Raw genomic sequence first — 20,548 nt, forward strand, 5'->3', positions numbered from 1 at the left:
TTAAAGAAAATAGAAACTGTTAATAAAACTTCAATAAATAAAATATAAATTGAAAACAAATCCAATCACTTTCGTATTTTTGTTGCCATAAATTAAAATAACAAAATGCCAACAACACAACAATTACAAGATTTTACGCAACAAGTTCGTAGAGATATTTTAAGAATGGTACACAAAGTGAATTCTGGTCATCCAGGAGGTTCTTTAGGGTGTGCAGAGTTTATTACTTGTTTGTATCAAGAAGTAATGGAGTATTCTACAGACTTTACAATGGATGGTAAAAATGAAGATTTATTCTTTTTATCTAACGGACATATTTCACCTGTTTTTTATAGTGTTTTGGCACACAGTGGCTTTTTCCCTGTATCTGAGTTAGCAACTTTTAGATTGTTAGATTCAAGATTACAAGGGCACCCTACAACTCATGAAGGTTTACCTGGAGTAAGAATTGCTTCTGGTTCTTTAGGGCAAGGAATGTCTGTTGGTTTAGGAGCTGCACAAGCTAAAAAATTAAATGGAGATGATAAAATAATATATACTTTACATGGTGACGGTGAGCTGCAAGAAGGGCAAAACTGGGAAGCAATTATGTATGCATCAGCAAAAAAAGTTGATAATATTATTTGTACAATCGATTTAAATGAAAAACAAATTGATGGTACTACTGATGATGTTTTAGCAATGGGTAGTTTAAAAGCAAAATTTGAAGCTTTTGATTGGACTGTTTTAGATGTTGAAAAAGGAAATGATATTGAAACTATTTTGGCTGCTTTAGCAGAAGCAAAATCTTTAACAGGAAAAGGAAAACCAGTTTGTATTTTATTACATACAGAAATGGGGAACGGAGTAGACTTTATGATGCATACGCATGCGTGGCACGGTAAAGCACCTAGTGACGAACAATTAGAGAATGCTTTATCTCAAAATGCTGAAACTTTAGGAGATTACTAGAAAGCTATTTAAAGATTAAAATACTAAAAAGAGTTGTTTATTTTAAATGAACAGCTCTTTTTTTATGCTTTTATTTAGAATAAGAATGTAAGAATACCTTTATCTTTACAACTAAGAAATTAGAATTAATTCAATTTTAAATCATTTAATATTTCAATAATTACATGAAAATAGGTATTGTATGTTATCCAACATTTGGTGGAAGTGGAGTAGTAGCTACAGAGTTAGGAATGGCTTTGGCAAACAAAGGTCATGAAGTACATTTTATAACGTATAATCAGCCTGTTCGTTTAGACTTTCTATCTCACAATTTGCATTTTCATCAAGTGGTTATAGAAGAATATCCACTTTTTGAATATCAACCCTATGAATTAGCTTTGTCAAGTAAAATGGTAGAAGTTGTTAGAAAACACGAGCTAGAAGTTTTACATGTACATTATGCAATACCACATGCATATGCTGCTTATATGGCAAAACAAATGCTAAAAGAAAAAGGCTTAGATGTAAGAGTTGTAACTACACTTCATGGAACAGATATTACTTTAGTAGGAAGCCATCCAACATACAAAACAGCTGTAGAGTTTAGTATTAATAATTCTGACGTTGTAACTGCCGTTTCTAACAGTTTAAAAGAAACTACAAATAAGTTGTTTAACATAACTAAAGATATAAAAGTAATTTATAATTTTATTGATGTAGAGAAATATGAGAATGCAGATAAAGAAGATTGTAAACGTATTGCATTAGCAAAACCAAATGAAAGAATTTTTACACATGTTAGTAATTTTAGACCTGTAAAGAGAGTAGAAGATGTTGTTCGTATTTTTAGTGAAGTAAGAAAAGAAATTCCGTCTAAATTATTAATGATTGGTGAAGGACCAGAAAGAGCAAAGGCAGAAAAATTAGTAAAAGAATTAAAATTAACTAAAGATGTTTTCTTTTTAGGAAACAGTACAGAGGTAGCTAAAATCTTATGTTACACAGATGTTTTTTTATTGCCTTCTCAAACGGAAAGTTTTGGTTTGGCTGCTTTAGAAGCAATGGCTGCAGGAACTGCTGTAATTTCTACAAATACTGGTGGTTTGCCAGAGGTTAATATTCATGGTGAAACAGGTTATTTAAGTAATTTGGGAGATGTTGTGGATATGGCAAAAAATGCTATTTCAATTGTAAAAGATGATGCAACTTTAGACAGATTTAAACATAATGCAAAAAAACATACGAGGCAGTTTTCTTTAGAAAGTATACTTCCTGTGTATGAAGAGGTTTATAAGTCTTGTTATAAAAGTAAAGTTTAATAAAAAAGCTCAAACAAATAAATGTTTGAGCTTTTTTTATATTAGAAATTTGGTTCTTTTATTTTCCAAAAAGACCGCCTAATAAACCACCAAGCCCACCAGATTTTTTATTGCTTCCTCCTAAAACCATACCAGCAACATCATCAATAACGCTTCCGTCACCATCTGCATCTAATATTTTTTCTAAGAAACTTTGATCGTTATCAACAGAATTTCCACCTAATAAACCTCCCAAAAGACCTGTTAAATCTCCAGAGTTGCTTATATTTTGCTCTTTCTTCTCTTTTGCTAAAACTCCCATTAAAATTGGTGCAGCAACTTTTAAAATATTTGCAACAGAACCAGCATCTAAGCCAGATTTCTGACCAATAACCTGTTCTACACCTTGCTGTTTGTTTCCTAATATATGACTTAAAATTCCAGCTCCGTCTTGTTTTACACTTTCATCAACTCCACCACCAAACAAACCACCAAGGTTGTCTAAAATACCACCATCATGTTTACCCGATAAAGCACCCATTAAGCCTTCTGCACCTTCAGGAGTAGAAGCATTTCTTTCCATAGCTTTCATTAATACTGGTAAAGCCATTGTTAAAACACTACTTGTTTTATTTGAATCATTTCCAGTAGAACCTGCTACTCCAGAAATAATTTGTTTTCCTAAATCACTACCTAATAAGTCTAAAATACCTGCCATTTTTATGTTTTTAATAATTAATATGAATGTTTTCTAATTTTATGACACAATATACAAATAAAGTCACCTCATTTTTTAATTATTTTTTTATCTTTCACAATCTAAATAATTTAAATAACTTAATGAAGAAATTAGCATTACACTGGAAGATTTTAATAGGAATGGTATTAGGTATCGTTTTTGGTTTTATAATGAATACTGTTGATGGAGGAAAGGGTTTTGTTACAGATTGGATTAAACCGTTCGGAACCATATTTATTAATCTATTAAAATTAATTGCAGTTCCATTAATATTAGCCTCATTAATTAAAGGAATATCAGATTTAAAAGATATCTCTAAAATTAAGAAAATGGGTTTAAGAACCATTACTATATATATAGGTACAACATTAATTGCAATTATTATTGGTTTAGGAATTGTAAATATTGTAAAACCAGGAGCAGGAATGTCTGCTGACACCATTGAGAAGATTAAATCTAAATATGAAACAGATTTAGGGGTAACAGATAAATTAGTAAAAGCATCTGCTCAAAAAGACGCAGGACCATTGCAAGCTCTAGTAGATATTTTTCCTAGCAATATTTTTCAATCTTTTGTAGATGCAAGTATGTTGCAAATTATCTTTTTTGCAATGTTTGTAGGAATTTCTTTGTTATTAATTCCAGAGAAAAAAGCGAAACCATTAGTAGATTTCTTTGATTCTTTAAATGAAATGGTCATGAAAATGGTCGATTTAATTATGCTTTTTGCGCCTTATGCCGTATTTGCATTGTTAGCAAACGTAATTATTGCTTTTGATGATACCGAAATCTTATTAAAATTATTAGTGTATGCACTTTGTGTAGTTGGCGGATTATTATTAATGATTGGTTTCTATTTAATTCTTGTGAGTGTTTATACAAAAAAATCACCTTTATGGTTTTTAAAGCAAATAAGTCCAGCACAATTATTAGCATTTTCTACAAGTTCGAGTGCAGCAACATTACCGGTAACTATGGAAAGAGTAGAGGAGCATTTAGGGGTAGACAAAGAAGTTTCAGGTTTTGTTCTACCAGTAGGAGCAACTATAAATATGGACGGAACAAGTCTATACCAAGCAATTGCTGCGGTATTTATTATGCAAGTAATTTGGCCTGAAGGTTTAACCTTTTCAAACCAGGTGGTTATTGTTTTAACAGCATTATTGGCATCTATTGGTTCGGCGGCTGTACCAAGTGCAGGTATGGTTATGTTGGTAATTGTATTAGAATCAATCGGTTTCCCTGAAGAATTATTGCCAATTGGTTTGGCGTTAATTTTTGCAGTAGACAGACCTTTAGATATGATGAGAACTACTGTAAATGTTACAGGAGATGCTACGGTTTCTATGTTGGTTGCAAAATCTTTAGGGAAACTAAGAGATAATCCGAAAGAAAAAAAATGGGATGATAATTATGATAAAGTAAAATAGCACCTTATAATGTCATTAAAAATTAAACATCCTTTAGTTTCTGTAGATTGGTTGAAAGACAATTTAGAAGATGAAAATCTCATTATTTTAGATTGTACAATTCCGAAAGTAACAGCGAATACAATAGTTACGGAAGAGAAAACACAAATTAGAGGTACTGTTTTTTTTGATATAAAAAATAGTTTTTCTGATAAAAATGCAGCGTTGCCTAATACTGTCTTATCTCCAAAAGAATTTGAAGAAAAAGCACAAGAATTAGGAATTCATAAAGAGGCTATATTGGTTTGTTATGACGATTTGGGAATCTATTCTTCACCAAGAGTTTGGTGGATGTTTCAGTTAATGGGCTTTAAAAATGTAGCGGTCTTAGATGGTGGTTTACCTGCATGGAAAGCTAAAAACTTTCCTATTCAACAGCCAGAGGTGCATCAACCAAAAAAAGGAAATTTTAAAGTTGCTTATCAATCAGAAAAATTAAAATATACCAAAGATGTTCTAGAATCCATAAATGATAAAAACGTTTTAATTGTTGATGCTCGTTCTAATGGAAGATTCTACGGAACAGCAGCAGAGCCAAGAAAAGACTTAAAAAGCGGACATATTCCGAATTCTGTGAGTTTGCCTTTTGGTGAAATCTTAGAAAACGGAAAAATGAAATCTGATGTTGAATTGACAAATATTTTTAGTGATTTTAAAAATAAAACAACACTTATTTTTACTTGTGGTTCAGGAATAACGGCAGCTATTTTAGCTTTAGGGGCAACAATTGCGGAGGTAGAAAACGTTGCCGTTTATGACGGATCTTGGACGGAGTGGGGAAGTACAGATAATTTACCAATAGCTTTATAAATATGAATTTAAATTGGACTAGAAAAGAGTTTGAAGCGTATGTACTTTTGTATGCGGCACATTGCAATCATGTAGAAGACATTTCTGAACAGAATTATATTCGTACCAAAATAGACGAAAAGACATTTCATAGGATTCATACAGAAGTTGTGGTAGATTCAGATGAAGATAATTTGAATAAAATTCAACATTACATGTCAGAGAATCAATTTTCTCAGGAAGAAAAAGACAGGTTGTTAAGAGATGTAAAACAAGTTTTTTTTGCTGATGGTTCTGTCGATATTTTAGAAAAAAAAGTGTTTACAATTTTAAAGAAAATGATAGGCTAGTATTGGTGAAGTCTTGGTCTTTTGAATAACATAAAAAAACTCAAGTAATAACTTGAGTTTTTTTATGTTATTTTTAAAAATAATATCTTTCAAAGTAATTTATTAATCTTGATTCTTAGACCGTTTTATCTAAATTAAATAACCTCGGTTAGAAATTAAAGTATCATAAAAAGTTATTTCTAAAACTGTTTTAAATGCTAAATTAAGCTCTTGCTTAGTTATTTATATTTGTGTTAGTTATAACTAATTTGCAAGTCTAAAAATGAATTTTCATATTTAATAAGGTTTAATTATATTGAAAAATAGTTTAGAACATAACTAAAAAGCTTAAAAATTACTATATTTGGAATATTGGGGTAGTTTAATAAATTAGCTCAATTTATTTAGTTGGATTTAGGGAATGACCTTGGATTTGTACATTAAACAAACAAAAAAAAGCGATACATTATTTTGAATTCTAACGAAGATAACACTACAACTCCTCAAGCATTAAGCGATTTAATAACTGCGCTTTCAGAAGGAGAGAGGACGACTTACAATCACATAATACATTCAACAAAATTAAACGCAAATGCTTTTGAAAAATACGCTTCATGGTCTAATGAATGCTATACTAGAAATTGTATTGTAGACAATGAAAAATTTGAATTGATTTTAATCTGTTGGTGCAAAGGACATCGAACATCTATTCACGATCATGGTGGAGAAGAATGTTGGGTAAAAGTTATTGAAGGAGAATTTAAAGAAACTATTTATAAGCAAGATGAAGTTGGTAAGTTAATTGTTTTTAAATCGACTATTTCGAAACCGAATGATATTACCTATATGAAAGATTTTATGGGGTTTCATCGGTTAGAAAATATATCTAAAAAAAGAAGTATGTCGCTTCATTTGTATGCAAAACCAATTCGTAAATGCAACGTTTTTAATGAGGTTTCAAAAACTTTTGTAAGTAAAAATTTAGATTATGATACCATTGCATAATCAATAATAGAATTAAAAAGATAAAAAATAGTATGTCTAATATTAATAGTGATTTAGCTTTATTTAATGAACTTGTAGAAGCTTTAATTATTGAAGAAGAAAAAAATCCGGTAGCAAAAAGAATAGATTCGAGTAAATTGTATGAAACTATTGATCTTTCGCTAAATAATGGAGCAATGATTGATGATGATTTTAAATCTCTACTTCGTGATGTACTTGTATCAACACCTAAAACAGCAACAAATTTATTTTTTAATCAACTTTTTGGAGGAAGACAAAGCAAAGCTATTTTAGGAGATTTATTAGCTGTTATGTTAAATAACAGTATGTATACTTATAAAGTTGCGGGGCCACAAGTTGGTATAGAGCAAGAGATTATTAGACAATCTTGCGATTTAATTGGGTATGGTTCTAAAAGCAATGGTACGTTTCCAACAGGTGGTTCTATGAGTAATTATATGGCATTGGTTATGGGACGTGATGCTAAAGACCCTAGTTGTAGATTAAACGGAATGTCGAAACCGATGATTATTTACACTTCTAAAGAATCACATTATTCAACAGCTAAGAATGCTAGTTTTGCAGGTATAGGAAGAAATAATATTAGATATATAATTGCCGATTCTAAAGGAAGCATGATTCCAGAGAAATTGGAAGAACAAATACTTGATGATATTGATAAAGGATTTATTCCAACCTACGTAAATGCTACCGCAGGAACAACAGTTTTAGGTGCTTTTGACCCAATTGATAAAATTGCTGATATCACAGAAAAGTATAAAATATGGTTGCACGTAGATGGTGCTTATTGTGGAAGTGTTATTTTTAGTGAGAAATACAAACATTTAATAAAAGGAGTTGAGCGGTCAGATTCATTTAGTTACAATGCACATAAAATGCTAGGAACACCATTAACGTGCTCTATCATTTTGGTAAATGATAAAAAACAATTGCACGATTCGTTTAGTAATGATGCAGATTATTTATATCAAACAGACGGAGACGATTTTAACTTGGGTAAAACTTCGTTTCAATGCGGAAGGAGAAATGATGCTTTAAAATTTTGGACACTTTGGAAGTCTGTTGGAACAAACGGTTTAAAAGAAATTGTAGAACAACAATTTGATTTGGCAAATGTAGCTTTAGAGTACATTAGAAGCAATCCTGATTATACTTTGTACAGCTTCGATAATTCAATTTCTATTTGTTTCAATTATAAAAATGTAGATCCAATGGTACTTTGTACAGCTTTGTATGAGCATCAAATTACCGTTGTTGGTTTTGGTTCTTTTGAAGCTGATACTTTTATTAGACTAGTAACTATAAATGCAAATAATGAAAAGGAAGATATTTTAAATTTCTTTAAAGTTTTAGAAGGGTTTGTTAAAAAAACTCCAAGTTTAACAAAATAAAATGAGAAGAGTATCTAGAATTTTGATTTTATATAATTTAGTTTGATGTAAACCTTTTATAAAATAATATTTTTCAGCTTCTTAAAATCATGAATCACATAATCTGCACTTTCTAAAGTTTGCCCTTCAGACATTTTATTTGCGTAGCCAAAAACAAAGATATTTGCATCATTTGCAGCCTTTATTCCGTTGTCGGAATCTTCTATAACGATACAGTTTTCTTTTGGAGTATTACCTAAAACAGCTGCTTTATTAAAAATTTCTGGGTTTGGTTTCGATTCCTTTAAATCTGCTCCACTAATTTTTGCAGTAAAATATTTATTTAAGTTAAACCTGTTAAAAACCCTGTCGATATTTACCATCGCAGATGAAGAAGCCAAAACCAGTGTAATTTCTTTCTTGTAGAAATATTTTATAAGCTCTTCAACACCTTCAACCAAATGTAAATTAGGGTCATTTTCAAAGAAATTTACATAGCGTTTGCGCTTATCTAAAACTAAATCTTTTGGGTTTTCATCTAAATTGAAATGAGCGACCAAACGCTGAAAAGCATTTATGGTAGAAGAACCGGTAAAAGATTTGTAGAGTGCCTCTGAAACAGTAACATTTAAAGAGTGAAAGGTTTCATAATAGGCTTTTTTATGAATTTCTTCAGAATCTATAATAACGCCATCCATATCAAAAATGACACATTTCACTTTGTTTTTTAATTTCATTTCATCAATTTTCTAAAGTTGGGTGTTTTTTAATTTATGAGTCTGTGGTAATTTATTACAAAAACTTAGCTTGCAGTTCTTTTGTTGGTATTACACAACTTTCTTTTTTTCCAAACCATTTGTAACGATTTTTTGCAATAAAATCATACACTAGATCTCTAAAGGATTCAGGAAAAATAAATAACAAATTGGTGAGTTTCCAAATTCCGCCAAAATTAGACATTATCTTTAAAGCAGCAGTAGATTTTACGTCGTAAGAAACACCAGGTTCATAGAGAATAATAGCATCTGTCTTGGAAGTATCGATCTTTAAATAATCGATTATTTTTTTACCTGCTTCAGATTGAATTGCAGCGAATAAAAAAGTGTTTTTTTTATCGTATTTAATGGCTGTTGTAACTGAATTATTACATAAATTACAAACACCATCAAATAAAATTACTTTCTTATTTTTAGGAATATCAATCATTTAAAAACTTCATTTTTTTTGAATTACAAAGATACTTCAACTTTTTGAATTCGAAAACAATTCCTATAGGTTACTAGATATTTCCGTTAAAACTTCATTCTAAAGAAAGTAAGAATCTAAAAAAAAAATTTAATTTTAGGCATTATTAGGACACAGGTTTTTATAAATAGGTATCGATTAGAGTTCGGTTAAAAAAAATAGTTATTTTCTTGTAACATAATTTATTTTGAAGCGTCTTATGTTTGTATTCGAGTTGTTGTCGTTATTTATTTTAACAAAAAATTAATAATTTAACCAATGGCAATCAATACTTTTATATAAAATAACCAACTAATGATTAAAATAGAAGGATTACACAAATCTTACCCAATAGGAAAAGATTCTTTACACGTTTTAAAAGGAATAGATTTACATATAAAAGAAGGCGAATTCGTTTCTATTATGGGATCTTCAGGTTCTGGTAAATCTACTTTATTAAATATTGTTGGTTTATTAGATGTGCATGACGAAGGTAACTATTACTTAAACGGCCAACTAATAAAAGATTTAAATGAGAAAAAAGCAGCAATTTTAAGAAACAAATTTTTAGGATTCATTTTTCAATCGTTCAACTTAATCTCTTACAAAACGGCTTTAGAAAATGTTGCATTGCCTTTGTATTATAAAGGAATGGCAAGAAAAGAGCGTTTAAAAGTAGCTTTAGACTATTTAGATAAAGTTGGTTTAAAAGATTGGGCAAATCATTTACCAAACGAACTTTCTGGAGGACAAAAACAACGTGTTGCCATTGCAAGAGCTTTGGTAACAAAACCAAAGGTTGTTTTAGCAGATGAACCAACAGGAGCATTAGATTCTACTACAACAGATTCTGTAATGGATTTGTTAAAAGATATTAATAACGAAGGAATGACTGTTTTTGTAATTACACATGAAGAAGAAGTTGCAGAACAGACCAAAAGAATTGTACGTTTAAAGGATGGTGTTATTATTAGTGATGAATTTACCAAAGCAGCAAAAGCAGTTTAATTATGTTTGATTTAGATCGATGGAGAGAAATTTTTCAAAGTATTAATAAGAACAGGCTACGTTCTGTAATGTCTGGTTTTACAGTAGCTTTTGCAATTTTACTTTTTACATTATTATTTGGTATTGTGAGTGGTTTAAGCAACTCTTTTAAAGGTGCTTTTGCAGATGATGCTCAAAACGCGATGTTTGTTCGTGTTTGGAAAACTTCTAAACCTTATAAAGGTTTACAAACAGGTAGACAAATTCAACTTAAAAATAAAGATTACGATTACATTGGAGATGAATATAGTGATAAAATACAATACAAATCTGCAAGAATTTATAAGAATTTTTCTATTAAATATAAAAATGAAGCAAATTCTTACAGTGTAATGGCTGTAAATCCAGATCATCAATTTTTAGAAAAAACAATTATAGATGAAGGAAGGTATTTAAATGAGCGAGATTTAAACGAAAAATCTAAATCTATTGTTATTGGTAGATTAATCAAAGAAGATTTATTTGGAGAAAGACCTGCTTTAGGAAAAAGAGTAAATGTAAATGGAAGTTCTTATTTAGTGATTGGTGTTTTTTCTGATGAAGGCGGAGATAATGAAGAAAGAAAAGCATTTATACCTTTAACTACAGCGCAAGGAATGTATGGTAATAACGATTACATTAATCAGGTTGCATTAGGATATAGCCCAGATCTAAGTTTAGACAGAGCAATTGCTTTCGGGAATCAAATGGAGCGTGATTTACGTAAAAGAATGAATATTCACCCAGATGACCAAAGTGCACTTTCTGTTAGAAATATGGCAGAGGCAAATAAAGGTGTTGGCCAGTTTATGGGAATTTTATATGCCATTGTAATTTTAATTGGTTCGGGAACTTTAGTCGCAGGAATTATTGGTATTTCTAATATTATGATTTTTGTAATTAAAGAAAGAACAAAAGAATTTGGTATTCGAAAAGCATTAGGTGCAGTACCTTCTTCTATTGTTGGTATGGTGGTGCAAGAATCGGTCTTAATTACAACCATTGCAGGGTATCTAGGGCTTTCTTTAGGAACTTATATTTTAAGCTTAATTGGCAATAGTTTAGAAGAAGATTATTTTATTAAAGACCCAAGTGTAAGTACAGGTATTGTAATTGGCGCTACTGTTGTATTAATCACATCCGGATTAATTGCAGGATATATACCCGCAAAAAGAGCTGCAAATATTAAACCTATTGAAGCATTAAGAGCAGATTAATTATGAAATTTTTATTCGATTCAGATACTTGGCAAGAGATTTACGGAAGCATTCGTAAAAACAAAGTAAGAACTGCAATTACTATAATTGGTGTGCTTTGGGGAATTTTCTTGTTAGTCGTTTTATTAGGTGCCGCAAGAGGAATGGAAAATGGTTTTAACAAATTGTTTGGTAATTTTGCAACCAACAGTGTTTTTGTTTGGACGCAGTCTACAGATACTCCTTTTAAAGGTTTTCAAGAAGGAAGAAGATTTACATTAACAATGAATGATATTGAGGTGTTAAAATCTGAATATTCAGACGAGATTAAATTGTTAGCACCAAGAAATCAGACAAACAATTTAATTATAAAAGACTTTAAATCTGGTAATTTTAAAGTGAGTGGAGATTATCCCATCTTAGATCAAATTCAGAAAAAACAATTATTATATGGTCGTTTTTTAAATCAGAATGATATTTCATCAATAGGAAAAGTTACTGTCATATCAGAAGATATGTACAAGCAATTATTTGATAAAGACGAATTTCCAATCGGGCAATACGTTAAAATAAATAGTATCAGTTATAAAGTTATTGGAGTTTACAAGCCATCAAATACTATAGATTTTGATGGAGATTGTGCATACATTCCGTTTTCTACTTTTAAAAAAGTGTACAATACTGCCAATAAGGTAGATTGGATGATGATAACGGCACATGAAGGAACAGATATCGAACAAATGGAAAGTGACGTGTTACTTACTTTAAAAGGGTTGCATAAAGTACACCCAGATGACGAAAGAGCTTTTGGTAGTGTGAACCTAGGAAAAGAAATAGGAAAGATTACAGGTTTTATAACGGGTATGCAGTTCTTAACCTGGTTTGTAGGTATCGCTACTCTAATAGCAGGAGTTTTTGCAATTGGTAACATTCTTTTAATTACCGTAAAAGAACGTACAAAAGAAATTGGAATTAGAAGAGCGTTAGGTGCAACACCAAAAAGTATTAGACAGCAAATTGTATTAGAATCCGTTTTTCTAACAACAGTAGCAGGCATGTTAGGTATTATTTTTGGAAGTGTAGTTTTATTTTTAATTGACATGGCATTTGGCCAAGGTGAAGATGCTGCATTAATAAACCCAACAGTAAACATCCCCATTATATTGATTGCATTTGTCACGTTAATAGTGCTAGGAACCTTAATAGGATTGATTCCGGCACACATGGCAACAGTAGTAAAACCAATAGAAGCATTAAGAGAAGAATAAAATCAATTAACAACAAATCATGAGTAAAAGATCTAAAATTATTTTAATAGTTATAGCAGTATGTTTTATTGCAGCACTTGTTTGGTTCGGTAAAAAGAACAAAAAGAGTATTGTAGAATATGAAACAGAAACACCATTTAGAACAACAATTGTTAAAAAAACAGTAGCTACTGGTAAAGTAATCCCTTTAGAGGAAATTGAAATTAAGCCTCAAATTACCGGAATTATAGACAAAGTAATGTTGTTAGAAGGTTCGAAAGTTAAAAAAGGAGATTTAATTGCAGTTGTTAGAGTTGTGCCTAATGAACAATCTTTAATTAGTGCAAAAGGTCGAGTAGACAATGCTAAATTAAGAGTAAATAACGGACAAGTTTCTTACAAAAGATCTAAAAATTTATTTGACAAAGGTGTAATTGCAAGAGCAGAATATGAAGGTGTAGAATTATCTTACAATCAAGCACAACAAGATTTAAAGAATGCTCAGAATGATTATTTAATTATTAAAAGAGGTTCTGCAGGTTCAGGTGGTGCGGCAAATACCAATATTATTGCACAAATGTCTGGTACAATTTTAGAGATTCCTGTAAAAGAAGGAGATCAGGTAATTCAATCTAACAATTTTAATGCAGGTACTACTATTGCATCAATTGCAGATATGAGTAAAATGATTTTTGAAGGAAAAGTAGACGAATCTGAAGTTGGTAAACTAGTTAAAGGAACTGATATTGAAGTTTCGATTGGTGCAATTGAAGGAACTAAATTTCCTGCAAAATTGAACTTTATAGCACCTAAAGGAACTGAAGAAGGTGGTGCTGTTCAATTTAAAATTAAAGCAGATGTTTCTTTAGATGATAAATTTTTTATTAGAGCAGGTTATAGTGCAAATGCAGATATTGTTTTAATAAAAAAAGACAGTGTTCTGGCTATAAAAGAAGGGGTGTTAAAGTTTGACAAAAAAACAGAAGAGCCTTATGTTGAAGTAAAAACTGGTGAAGGAACTTTTGAAAAAAGAACAGTAAAACTAGGAACTTCTGACGGTGTAAATGTTGAAGTTTTAGAAGGTGTTACGAAAGATGACGAAATAAAAGTTTGGAACAAAGCTTCTAAAGACGAGAAAAAGAAAGACTAATCAAAAATAATTAGTTGATTTTATAAAAAAAAGAGGAACTTATTTAGATAAGTTCCTCTTTTTTATGTTTTTAAAATTTATTTTTGATTGATATAATAGTTTAAAGATTAAGAAAGGTCTGTTTGAGAATAGTTGAGAATTGTATTGGAATAAAAAATATTACCACCAAACTAAAAAGAACTTTTCAATTTCTCCGTTTTCTTTTTTTAGCCAACAAAGTGGAGAAAATTGTCGTTCTAAAATTGAATTAGTCTCTTCTTTAAATTGAATAAAAGAGCACCAGTTTACATTTTCATGCGGAACCACTAACCAATCTTTTTTAATAGGAATAAAAAATTTACAGTTAGAAAACTGTTCTAATTCTTCTAGTTTGCTATAAAAACCTACAATACAATCATTATTTATTTTTGATAACTGAATTTTTTTATCAGAAAAAGGAACAAATAATTGTGCTTTAAAATAGACTTGTTGTGCAATGTTTTCTGATGATAAATTGATTGTTTTTAAATATTTTAAACATTCATTAGAGTAGAGCAGTGGTAACTGTTTTCCTTTTAGTTTTGTTAGTTTTTCAACTAAAGAATCTTTTCTATTCGGACCAATAAAATGGTCTATTTCAGAAGTTCCAACGGATGCATCAAACAAATAGAATTTATAGATAATTTCTAAATGAACGGGTTTTTTATCTTTTAAAAGAATACAATCTAACTCACCAAGTGTAATTTTTTCTTTTTGAATTTGAATGTTTTCAGAAACAATCTCTATGGATGCGTCTTGTGCTAATTCAAAGGAAACAAAACGTTCTATGTATTTTCCTAAGCGTAATTTCTCATCAAGGATACTGTTAATTTTAGATGATTTATACGGAAGGTTAAAATGTTGTAGGCCAAAAATTGCATTGCCTTTCCACAAACAATTTGTTTGTAAAAAGCCATCGTATCTTTTCTGTATATCTTTTGTTTTTTGATGCATTTCAAATTCGAAGTTACAAATCTATTTTGTAAATTTAACTTTTAAAACATCAATAAAATGCAATTCCAGAAATCTACATTTAAATACCTTGAAGACCTACAAAAAAATAACAATAGAGATTGGTTTGCAGATCATAAAGAAACATACTTAAAAGAACAACAAAATGTAAAAGATGTATTTGCAGCTATAAATTTAAACTTGCAAAAGCATGATGAAATAGAGAAATCTAAAATGATGCGTATTTATAGAGATGTTCGTTTTTCTAAAGACAAAACACCTTACAAAGCACATTTTGCAAATTCTTTTTCTAGATTAGGTAAAGATTTAAGAGGTGGTTATTTTCTAAGAATTAGACCAGGAGAATCTTTTTTGGCTGGTGGATTTTGGGAACCTAGTAAAGATGATTTATTAAGAATTCGAAAAGAAATTGAGTTAGACGCTTCAGAAATAAAAGATATTTTAAAAGATAAAAATTATCAAAAGTATTTTGGCGGAAAATTTGAGAGTTTTTCTGAATTAAAAACAGCTCCTAGAGGTTTCGATAAAGAACACCCAGATGTAGATTTATTACGCAAAAAAGGATTTATTGCAACTAGAAATTTTACAGATGCAGAAGTATTAGCACCTAATTTTGTAGAAGAAGTAGATAAAAGTTTTAAAGCTCTACGTCCGTTTTTTAATTTATTTAGTGATATTTTAACGACGAATTTGAATGGAGAGTCAATTGTTTAAAATTATTGTCACAGACAAATAAAGCGTGTTGTTAAGTTTTTGTATGTTATCGTTTACAAAAGGAATATTATTTGGAAATGAGATTGATAAATTTAAAAGATCTATTTTTTAGAATCTTCTAACTCTTTTTTTTTTTTGAATGTTATGGAGTTTTTAGGAATTCTATTTAGTTGGCAAAATTTGCGTTAGGGATTGAAACGGCATCCTTTTAAACTGTTTCCCGAGACTTCGGGATAAAACAGTTTAAAAGATATAGTGTAAAGCCCTACCTTTTTAGGGAACGCCAAAAATAATATTGTAAAGTTCTGTACTAATATTTAAGAAAAGAGAAATTTTCTTAGTAATACTGATAACTACTTCAAATTTCGATTAACTTCTCGTTTTAAAACCAAAATTGTTATAATTGTAGACAGCACATCTGCAATAGGGAAGGACCACCAAACACCATTTATACCAAAATAAATTGGTAAAAAATAGGCTAATGGAATTAAGAATATTCCTTGTTTTAAAAGGGTTAAAAATAAAGCAGGCATTACCTTTCCTGCTGCCTGAAAGTAGGCGGAACCCACTAATTGCATGGTTACAACTGGTGTAACTAAAAAGACAATTAACAAGGCATCGGGTGTTTTTTCTAAAAGTGTAGCGTCGTTTGTAAAAATCCAAATAATTTCTTCTTTAAAAATAGCAACTGCAATAAAAATTAATGTTCCAATTACAGAACCAAAAAAGATAGATTTTTTAATGGTTTCTTTTACTCGGTCGTTTTTTTCTGCACCAATATTAAAACCAGCAACAGGTAAAAAACCTTGTGAAATTCCTAAAATTGGAGAAAAAGCAAACATCATTACTCTATTTATAATTCCATAGACTGCAATAGATATTTCGCCACCATAGGTAAAAAGTGAGTAATTTAAAACAATCATTAATATGCTAATTGCACCTTGTCTAACCACAGAAACGCCACCTATCTGTGTAATTTCTTTCACTATTTTAAAATCTAATTTAAAGTTCTTTGGTATAATTTTTAATTCACTTTTAGAAGATAAAAAGAAATACAAAATATACAACCCGCAACTTACATAAGAAATTGAGGTTGCTAAACCTGCTCCGTACATTCCCCAATTAAAATATTTTATAAATAAAATATCTAATAAAACATTTAATACAGCAGGAACCATCATTGCATACATAGCGTACTTTGGTTTTCCTTCTGCTCTAATTGTTGGGTTTCCCATCATCGCAAAAGCTAAAAAAGGAACTCCGTAAATAATTACGTTAAAATATTCTGATGCAATTGGTAGAATGTCTCCTTTTGCACCAAATAAATTTAAAATAGAAACACTAAAAATGTTTCCAAGAATTACAAAAAGTATGGCTAAAATAACTGTTAAACTAATCTGATTTCCGAAGGTTAAAAAAGCTTTTTCAGAATTATTTGCACCTAAAGCTCTAGAAATGATAGAGCTTCCCCCAATTCCAATTCCCATTCCTATAGAAGAAATTAAAAAAGCAATTGGCAAGACTACTGTAATTGCTGCAATTGCCAAAACACCAATCCATTGTCCTACAAAAATGGTGTCTACTATCATGTTTAAAGACATTACAAGAATTCCTATCGTTGCAGGAACTGCTTGTTTTATCAATAATTTACTTATTTTTTCTGTACCTAATTTGTTTGCTAGCTTGTTCATAGAAGTTCTACAAAGAACGTGAATTTTAAGTATTCTAGCGAAATTGAAACATCAATAATTGTTATAGAACTATTAAAATTTATAAATTTGTACAAATTAAAAGAATGAAGGATATTTTTGAATTAAAAGTAACAGTTACCTCTGAAAATATAGACGATTTAAATCATGTAAATAATGTAGTTTATGTACAATGGATGGATACAGTTGCTTTTGAGCATTGGGCTTTTTTGACTAGAGATACACCTTTACCACAATATATTTGGGTGGTTTTAAAACACGAAATAGAATACTTAAAACAAGCCGTTTTAGGAGATGAAATTACTATAAAAACGTGGGTTGGAGAAACAAAAGGCTTTAAATCTGAACGTTTGATGGAATTTTATAGAGAGAATCAATTATTAGTTAAAGCTAAAACAGTTTGGGGAATGTTAGATGTAATAAAATACAAACCTGTTAGAATTAGAGAAGATGTTATGAAGGTTTTATATCCTTAAAAAAGAGATTAGTAGTATTGTAAATTCACAATTTATGAAGTCGAAATTTTAGAATTAACGGTATCTGTTTCTTTAAATAAAACGGCATCATAATTTGTTCGTTTATAGTTGAATAAAATCTAAATCCTTTTACAATTATTAAAATCAATAAAAGTATCTTTGCACAAAATTTAGAGACAAAATGGCTTCATTTTCAGAGTTAGGAATAAAATCCTCATATATAAAATCGATTAAAGAATTAGGTATTTCTGAACCTTCAGAAATTCAAGAAAAAGGAATTCCTATTTTATTAAAATCTAAAACAGATTTTATTGGTTTGGCACAAACAGGTACAGGTAAAACGGCTGCTTTTGGTTTGCCAATTTTACACCATATAGATACAACATCTAATAATATACAAGCGCTAATTTTATCGCCAACTAGAGAATTGGTACAACAGATTAAAAAGCAGTTGTTCAAATTCACCAAATATGATGAAGAAAAGATTTTTATTGAAGCTGTTTTTGGTGGAGAAAAAATAGATAGACAAATAGGAAACCTAAAAAGAACTACACATGTTGTGGTTGCAACTCCGGGTAGATTAATCGATTTAATTGAACGTGGAGATATTGATATTAGTCATGTAAACACTGTTGTTTTAGATGAAGCTGATGAAATGTTAAGTATGGGCTTTAAACAAGATTTAAATAGAATCTTGAAGTTTACGGTTAAAAACGACAGAAACACGTGGTTATTTTCTGCAACGATGCCAGAAGAAATTAAGAAAATTGTAAAAACTTATATGGACTCTAATGCGCCAAGGATTGAAATTAATCCAGATTCTTTGGTAAATGAAAATATTAGACACCAATTTGTAAAAACTACAATTAAAGAAAAAGCAGGTAAAATTATTTCTTTTCTAGAAAAAAGAGGAGCACAACGTGGTATTATATTTTGTAGAACAAAAGCAGGTGCACAAAATTTAGCAGAATTATTAATTGAAGAAGGTTTTTCTACGGCTGCTTTAGAAGGAGATATGCAACAGAAAGAACGTGATAAAGTAATGCGTGCTTTTAAAAATGAAAGTTTACAATATTTAGTTTCTACAGATGTTTCTGCTCGTGGAATTGATGTAAGAGATTTAGAATTTGTAATTCACCATCAATTGCCAGAACAATTAGATTATTACACACATAGAAGTGGTAGAACTGCTAGAGCTGGAAAAACAGGAATTTCTATAGCGTTTGTTTTACCTTATGAAATTGAGAGAATTCACGAAATTCAGAGAGATTTAAACATCAAATTTACAGAGGTAGAAGTGTAATGAGTGTTATTTATGTATTAGATATTTTAGGAACTTTTGCCTTTGCTATCAGTGGTGCACTAGTTGCTTTAGATAAAAAATTCGACATTTTTGGAGTTATAATAATTGCATTTGTTACCGCTGTTGGTGGCGGAATGTTACGTGATGTTTTAATAAACGCACACCCCATAAATTGGATTGCTGATTTAAACTACTTATATGTAATATTTACTGCCGTAATGTTTACTTTTCTTTTTAAAAGTAAAATTGCCTATTTAAGTAAAACAATGTTTTTATTTGATACTATTGGTATTAGCGTATTTACTTTACTTGGTCTAGAGAAAGCAATATCTTTTGAATTGCACCCAATTGTTGCGTTAATTATGGGAATGATTTCTGCAGTTTTTGGAGGTGTTTTACGCGATGTTTTAACCAATAAAATTCCTTTAATTTTTGAAAAAGAAATATATGCTTCCGCTTGTTTATCTGGTGGAATTGTATATTTAATTTTAAATCATTTTAGGGTAGATGAAAATATAAACTTTATAATTTCTGCAGCTGTAGTGGTAACTATTAGAGCAGTTGCTGTGAGATTTCACTTAGAACTTCCGAAAGTGAAAAGCGATTTATTTACAATATTCAAAAAATAAAGATGTTGGTTTTTAATACAATTTCAGATTTTAAAAAGATGGTTGGTAAAGATTTACCAACAGGAAATTGGTACACCGTTACACAAGAAATGATTACCGATTTTGCCAACGCTACTTTAGATAAACAATGGATTCATGTTGATGAAGCAAGAGCGGAAAAGGAATCTCCTTTCAAATCTACTATTGCACACGGCTTTATGTCAGTTTCTATGATTTCTAAATTATTAGAAGACGTCTTTACCATTAAAAGCTTAAAAATGGGGCTAAATTATGGTTTGAACAAAGTCCGTTTTCCAAATCCAGTTCCTGTAAATAGTCAGTTAAGAATATTAACTAAAGTTATTGCAATTGAGTCGTTATCAAATAACGGAGTGAAAGCAACCTTTTTTTGTACCATAGAAATTAAAGGGCAAGATAAACCTGCTTGTGTTGCTGAATTTTTAGCAGCTTTCTACGAGTAAAAAGCTAATTAATAGATGCTGTTAATTTAGTACTATTTTAAAATTCCGTCTGGAATACATTTCTTTGCATACCAATACAGAAAAAGAGAAAATAACGGAATTATAACCAACATTGCATATTCAAAATAGCCATACAATTCTTTTGCAGGATTTATTAACAGGTTGTAAATTGTTTGGATAGCTACTGCAATTAAACCTATAAGTAGAAGTGTTTTCGCTACTTTTTTTCTTAGCAACAATAAAATACATCCTAGGAGAGAAGAAAATACGGCAATAGCAAAAGCTGCTGTAACCCAAGAAGGTAAGTTAAATATAATTTCTAATTGTTCTTGAGAGTACATGGCTTTAAAACGCGCTGTTTTATACGTCTGGTTTAAATAACCATCTACACCTATTGCATTCCAAATTACTCCAATAATTCCAATAATCCAAAAAGCAATACTAGGTTTGTTTGTATCTGTCGTCATGATAAT

Annotated in this window: 22 protein-coding genes; 16 read left to right on the forward strand and 6 right to left on the reverse strand. The window is 30.1% G+C overall.

Going from position 1 to position 20,548, the window contains the following annotated elements; all coding sequences use genetic code 11:
• The first annotated feature begins 105 nt into the window (after nucleotides 1-105).
• Nucleotides 106-951 (forward strand): transketolase, encoded by an 846-nt coding sequence (locus tag CW731_RS01635; protein WP_100945079.1) that lies wholly within the window; start codon nucleotides 106-108, stop codon nucleotides 949-951.
• Nucleotides 952-1,115: 164 nt separating this feature from the next.
• Entirely contained in the window at nucleotides 1,116-2,249 is a 1,134-nt protein-coding gene (bshA, locus tag CW731_RS01640; RefSeq protein ID WP_100945080.1) for an N-acetyl-alpha-D-glucosaminyl L-malate synthase BshA, read from the forward strand.
• 58 nt (nucleotides 2,250-2,307) lie between these two features.
• On the opposite strand, the gene CW731_RS01645 is transcribed toward bshA, so the two are convergent.
• Entirely contained in the window at nucleotides 2,308-2,946 is a 639-nt protein-coding gene (locus CW731_RS01645; RefSeq protein WP_100945081.1) for a DUF937 domain-containing protein, read from the reverse strand.
• Nucleotides 2,947-3,068: 122 nt separating this feature from the next.
• Between CW731_RS01645 and CW731_RS01650 the strand changes: the two genes are divergently transcribed.
• The 5 genes from CW731_RS01650 (at nucleotide 3,069) to CW731_RS01670 (ending at nucleotide 7,971) form a co-directional block, all read left to right on the forward strand.
• The gene (locus CW731_RS01650) at nucleotides 3,069-4,397 is read left to right on the forward strand and encodes a dicarboxylate/amino acid:cation symporter (protein WP_100945082.1); all 1,329 of its coding nucleotides are present in this window, start codon (nucleotides 3,069-3,071) and stop codon (nucleotides 4,395-4,397) included.
• A 9-nt stretch (nucleotides 4,398-4,406) separates the two neighbouring features.
• Nucleotides 4,407-5,246, forward strand: coding sequence for a sulfurtransferase (locus CW731_RS01655; protein WP_100945083.1), 840 nt, complete (start codon nucleotides 4,407-4,409; stop codon nucleotides 5,244-5,246).
• Nucleotides 5,247-5,248: 2 nt separating this feature from the next.
• A complete protein-coding gene (locus tag CW731_RS01660) occupies nucleotides 5,249-5,575 on the forward strand; it encodes a hypothetical protein (RefSeq protein WP_100945084.1) in 327 nt (108 codons plus the stop codon).
• A gap of 450 nt (nucleotides 5,576-6,025) precedes the next feature.
• Nucleotides 6,026-6,559 (forward strand): cysteine dioxygenase family protein, encoded by a 534-nt coding sequence (locus tag CW731_RS01665; RefSeq protein WP_100945085.1) that lies wholly within the window; start codon nucleotides 6,026-6,028, stop codon nucleotides 6,557-6,559.
• A gap of 32 nt (nucleotides 6,560-6,591) precedes the next feature.
• Nucleotides 6,592-7,971, forward strand: coding sequence for an aminotransferase class V-fold PLP-dependent enzyme (locus CW731_RS01670; protein WP_100945086.1), 1,380 nt, complete (start codon nucleotides 6,592-6,594; stop codon nucleotides 7,969-7,971).
• A 56-nt stretch (nucleotides 7,972-8,027) separates the two neighbouring features.
• Here the strand turns inward: CW731_RS01670 and CW731_RS01675 are convergent, their stop codons facing one another.
• A complete protein-coding gene (locus CW731_RS01675; protein ID WP_100945087.1) occupies nucleotides 8,028-8,687 on the reverse strand; it encodes an HAD family phosphatase in 660 nt (219 codons plus the stop codon).
• Nucleotides 8,688-8,742: 55 nt separating this feature from the next.
• On the reverse strand, nucleotides 8,743-9,156 hold the full coding sequence (locus tag CW731_RS01680) for a thiol-disulfide oxidoreductase DCC family protein (protein ID WP_100945088.1): 414 nt from the start codon (nucleotides 9,154-9,156) through the stop codon (nucleotides 8,743-8,745).
• A 333-nt stretch (nucleotides 9,157-9,489) separates the two neighbouring features.
• Here CW731_RS01680 and CW731_RS01685 point away from each other — a divergent pair, with 333 nt between their 5' ends.
• From CW731_RS01685 to CW731_RS01700, 4 genes are read left to right on the forward strand one after another with little or no spacing between them, the layout of a single operon-like run.
• Nucleotides 9,490-10,182 (forward strand): ABC transporter ATP-binding protein, encoded by a 693-nt coding sequence (locus CW731_RS01685; RefSeq protein ID WP_100945089.1) that lies wholly within the window; start codon nucleotides 9,490-9,492, stop codon nucleotides 10,180-10,182.
• A gap of 2 nt (nucleotides 10,183-10,184) precedes the next feature.
• Nucleotides 10,185-11,417, forward strand: coding sequence for an ABC transporter permease (locus tag CW731_RS01690; protein ID WP_100945090.1), 1,233 nt, complete (start codon nucleotides 10,185-10,187; stop codon nucleotides 11,415-11,417).
• Nucleotides 11,418-11,419: 2 nt separating this feature from the next.
• Nucleotides 11,420-12,664, forward strand: coding sequence for an ABC transporter permease (locus CW731_RS01695; RefSeq protein ID WP_100945091.1), 1,245 nt, complete (start codon nucleotides 11,420-11,422; stop codon nucleotides 12,662-12,664).
• Between the two features lie 19 nt (nucleotides 12,665-12,683).
• Nucleotides 12,684-13,793: an efflux RND transporter periplasmic adaptor subunit gene (locus CW731_RS01700; RefSeq protein ID WP_100945092.1), complete on the forward strand. Its 1,110-nt coding sequence runs from the start codon at nucleotides 12,684-12,686 to the stop codon at nucleotides 13,791-13,793.
• A 159-nt stretch (nucleotides 13,794-13,952) separates the two neighbouring features.
• Here the strand turns inward: CW731_RS01700 and CW731_RS01705 are convergent, their stop codons facing one another.
• The gene (locus CW731_RS01705; RefSeq protein WP_100945093.1) at nucleotides 13,953-14,765 is read right to left on the reverse strand and encodes a DUF1853 family protein; all 813 of its coding nucleotides are present in this window, start codon (nucleotides 14,763-14,765) and stop codon (nucleotides 13,953-13,955) included.
• 57 nt (nucleotides 14,766-14,822) lie between these two features.
• Between CW731_RS01705 and CW731_RS01710 the strand changes: the two genes are divergently transcribed.
• Entirely contained in the window at nucleotides 14,823-15,497 is a 675-nt protein-coding gene (locus CW731_RS01710) for a DUF2461 domain-containing protein (RefSeq protein WP_100945094.1), read from the forward strand.
• A gap of 353 nt (nucleotides 15,498-15,850) precedes the next feature.
• Here CW731_RS01710 and CW731_RS01715 read toward each other — a convergent pair whose 3' ends face one another.
• Nucleotides 15,851-17,188 carry an MATE family efflux transporter gene (locus tag CW731_RS01715; protein ID WP_100945095.1) on the reverse strand — a complete coding sequence of 446 codons (1,338 nt, stop codon included), beginning with the start codon at nucleotides 17,186-17,188 and terminating at the stop codon, nucleotides 15,851-15,853.
• A 104-nt stretch (nucleotides 17,189-17,292) separates the two neighbouring features.
• Between CW731_RS01715 and CW731_RS01720 the strand changes: the two genes are divergently transcribed.
• From CW731_RS01720 to CW731_RS01735, 4 genes are all read left to right on the forward strand, one after another.
• Complete coding sequence (locus CW731_RS01720) at nucleotides 17,293-17,682, forward strand: thioesterase family protein (protein ID WP_100945096.1); 390 nt, start codon at nucleotides 17,293-17,295, stop codon at nucleotides 17,680-17,682.
• A gap of 181 nt (nucleotides 17,683-17,863) precedes the next feature.
• On the forward strand, nucleotides 17,864-18,985 hold the full coding sequence (locus CW731_RS01725) for a DEAD/DEAH box helicase (protein ID WP_100945097.1): 1,122 nt from the start codon (nucleotides 17,864-17,866) through the stop codon (nucleotides 18,983-18,985).
• Nucleotides 18,985-19,614, forward strand: coding sequence for a trimeric intracellular cation channel family protein (locus CW731_RS01730; protein ID WP_100945098.1), 630 nt, complete (start codon nucleotides 18,985-18,987; stop codon nucleotides 19,612-19,614). Before CW731_RS01725 ends, CW731_RS01730 begins: the two co-directional genes overlap by 1 nt.
• Nucleotides 19,615-19,616: 2 nt before the next feature.
• A complete protein-coding gene (locus tag CW731_RS01735; RefSeq protein ID WP_100945099.1) occupies nucleotides 19,617-20,075 on the forward strand; it encodes a MaoC family dehydratase in 459 nt (152 codons plus the stop codon).
• A gap of 32 nt (nucleotides 20,076-20,107) precedes the next feature.
• On the opposite strand, the gene CW731_RS01740 is transcribed toward CW731_RS01735, so the two are convergent.
• Entirely contained in the window at nucleotides 20,108-20,542 is a 435-nt protein-coding gene (locus CW731_RS01740; RefSeq protein WP_100945100.1) for a hypothetical protein, read from the reverse strand.
• Between the last annotated feature and the right edge of the window lie 6 nt (nucleotides 20,543-20,548).

The organism is Polaribacter sp. ALD11, assembly GCF_002831685.1.
Lineage (GTDB): Bacteria > Bacteroidota > Bacteroidia > Flavobacteriales > Flavobacteriaceae > Polaribacter.

What these genes read in the sequence shown, in the direction of transcription:
- CW731_RS01705 (WP_100945093.1), bottom strand. Translation starts at nt 14,765, where the DNA reads ATGCATCAAAAAACAAAAGATATACAGAAAAGATACGATGGCTTTTTA.
- CW731_RS01645 (WP_100945081.1), bottom strand. Translation starts at nt 2,946, where the DNA reads ATGGCAGGTATTTTAGACTTATTAGGTAGTGATTTAGGAAAACAAATT.
- CW731_RS01650 (WP_100945082.1), top strand. Translation starts at nt 3,069, where the DNA reads ATGAAGAAATTAGCATTACACTGGAAGATTTTAATAGGAATGGTATTA.
- CW731_RS01715 (WP_100945095.1), bottom strand. Translation starts at nt 17,188, where the DNA reads ATGAACAAGCTAGCAAACAAATTAGGTACAGAAAAAATAAGTAAATTA.
- CW731_RS01655 (WP_100945083.1), top strand. Translation starts at nt 4,407, where the DNA reads ATGTCATTAAAAATTAAACATCCTTTAGTTTCTGTAGATTGGTTGAAA.
- CW731_RS01725 (WP_100945097.1), top strand. Translation starts at nt 17,864, where the DNA reads ATGGCTTCATTTTCAGAGTTAGGAATAAAATCCTCATATATAAAATCG.
- CW731_RS01735 (WP_100945099.1), top strand. Translation starts at nt 19,617, where the DNA reads ATGTTGGTTTTTAATACAATTTCAGATTTTAAAAAGATGGTTGGTAAA.
- CW731_RS01730 (WP_100945098.1), top strand. Translation starts at nt 18,985, where the DNA reads ATGAGTGTTATTTATGTATTAGATATTTTAGGAACTTTTGCCTTTGCT.
- CW731_RS01680 (WP_100945088.1), bottom strand. Translation starts at nt 9,156, where the DNA reads ATGATTGATATTCCTAAAAATAAGAAAGTAATTTTATTTGATGGTGTT.
- CW731_RS01710 (WP_100945094.1), top strand. Translation starts at nt 14,823, where the DNA reads ATGCAATTCCAGAAATCTACATTTAAATACCTTGAAGACCTACAAAAA.
- CW731_RS01740 (WP_100945100.1), bottom strand. Translation starts at nt 20,542, where the DNA reads ATGACGACAGATACAAACAAACCTAGTATTGCTTTTTGGATTATTGGA.
- CW731_RS01695 (WP_100945091.1), top strand. Translation starts at nt 11,420, where the DNA reads ATGAAATTTTTATTCGATTCAGATACTTGGCAAGAGATTTACGGAAGC.
- CW731_RS01690 (WP_100945090.1), top strand. Translation starts at nt 10,185, where the DNA reads ATGTTTGATTTAGATCGATGGAGAGAAATTTTTCAAAGTATTAATAAG.
- CW731_RS01660 (WP_100945084.1), top strand. Translation starts at nt 5,249, where the DNA reads ATGAATTTAAATTGGACTAGAAAAGAGTTTGAAGCGTATGTACTTTTG.
- CW731_RS01700 (WP_100945092.1), top strand. Translation starts at nt 12,684, where the DNA reads ATGAGTAAAAGATCTAAAATTATTTTAATAGTTATAGCAGTATGTTTT.
- CW731_RS01635 (WP_100945079.1), top strand. Translation starts at nt 106, where the DNA reads ATGCCAACAACACAACAATTACAAGATTTTACGCAACAAGTTCGTAGA.
- bshA (WP_100945080.1), top strand. Translation starts at nt 1,116, where the DNA reads ATGAAAATAGGTATTGTATGTTATCCAACATTTGGTGGAAGTGGAGTA.
- CW731_RS01720 (WP_100945096.1), top strand. Translation starts at nt 17,293, where the DNA reads ATGAAGGATATTTTTGAATTAAAAGTAACAGTTACCTCTGAAAATATA.
- CW731_RS01675 (WP_100945087.1), bottom strand. Translation starts at nt 8,687, where the DNA reads ATGAAATTAAAAAACAAAGTGAAATGTGTCATTTTTGATATGGATGGC.
- CW731_RS01685 (WP_100945089.1), top strand. Translation starts at nt 9,490, where the DNA reads ATGATTAAAATAGAAGGATTACACAAATCTTACCCAATAGGAAAAGAT.
- CW731_RS01670 (WP_100945086.1), top strand. Translation starts at nt 6,592, where the DNA reads ATGTCTAATATTAATAGTGATTTAGCTTTATTTAATGAACTTGTAGAA.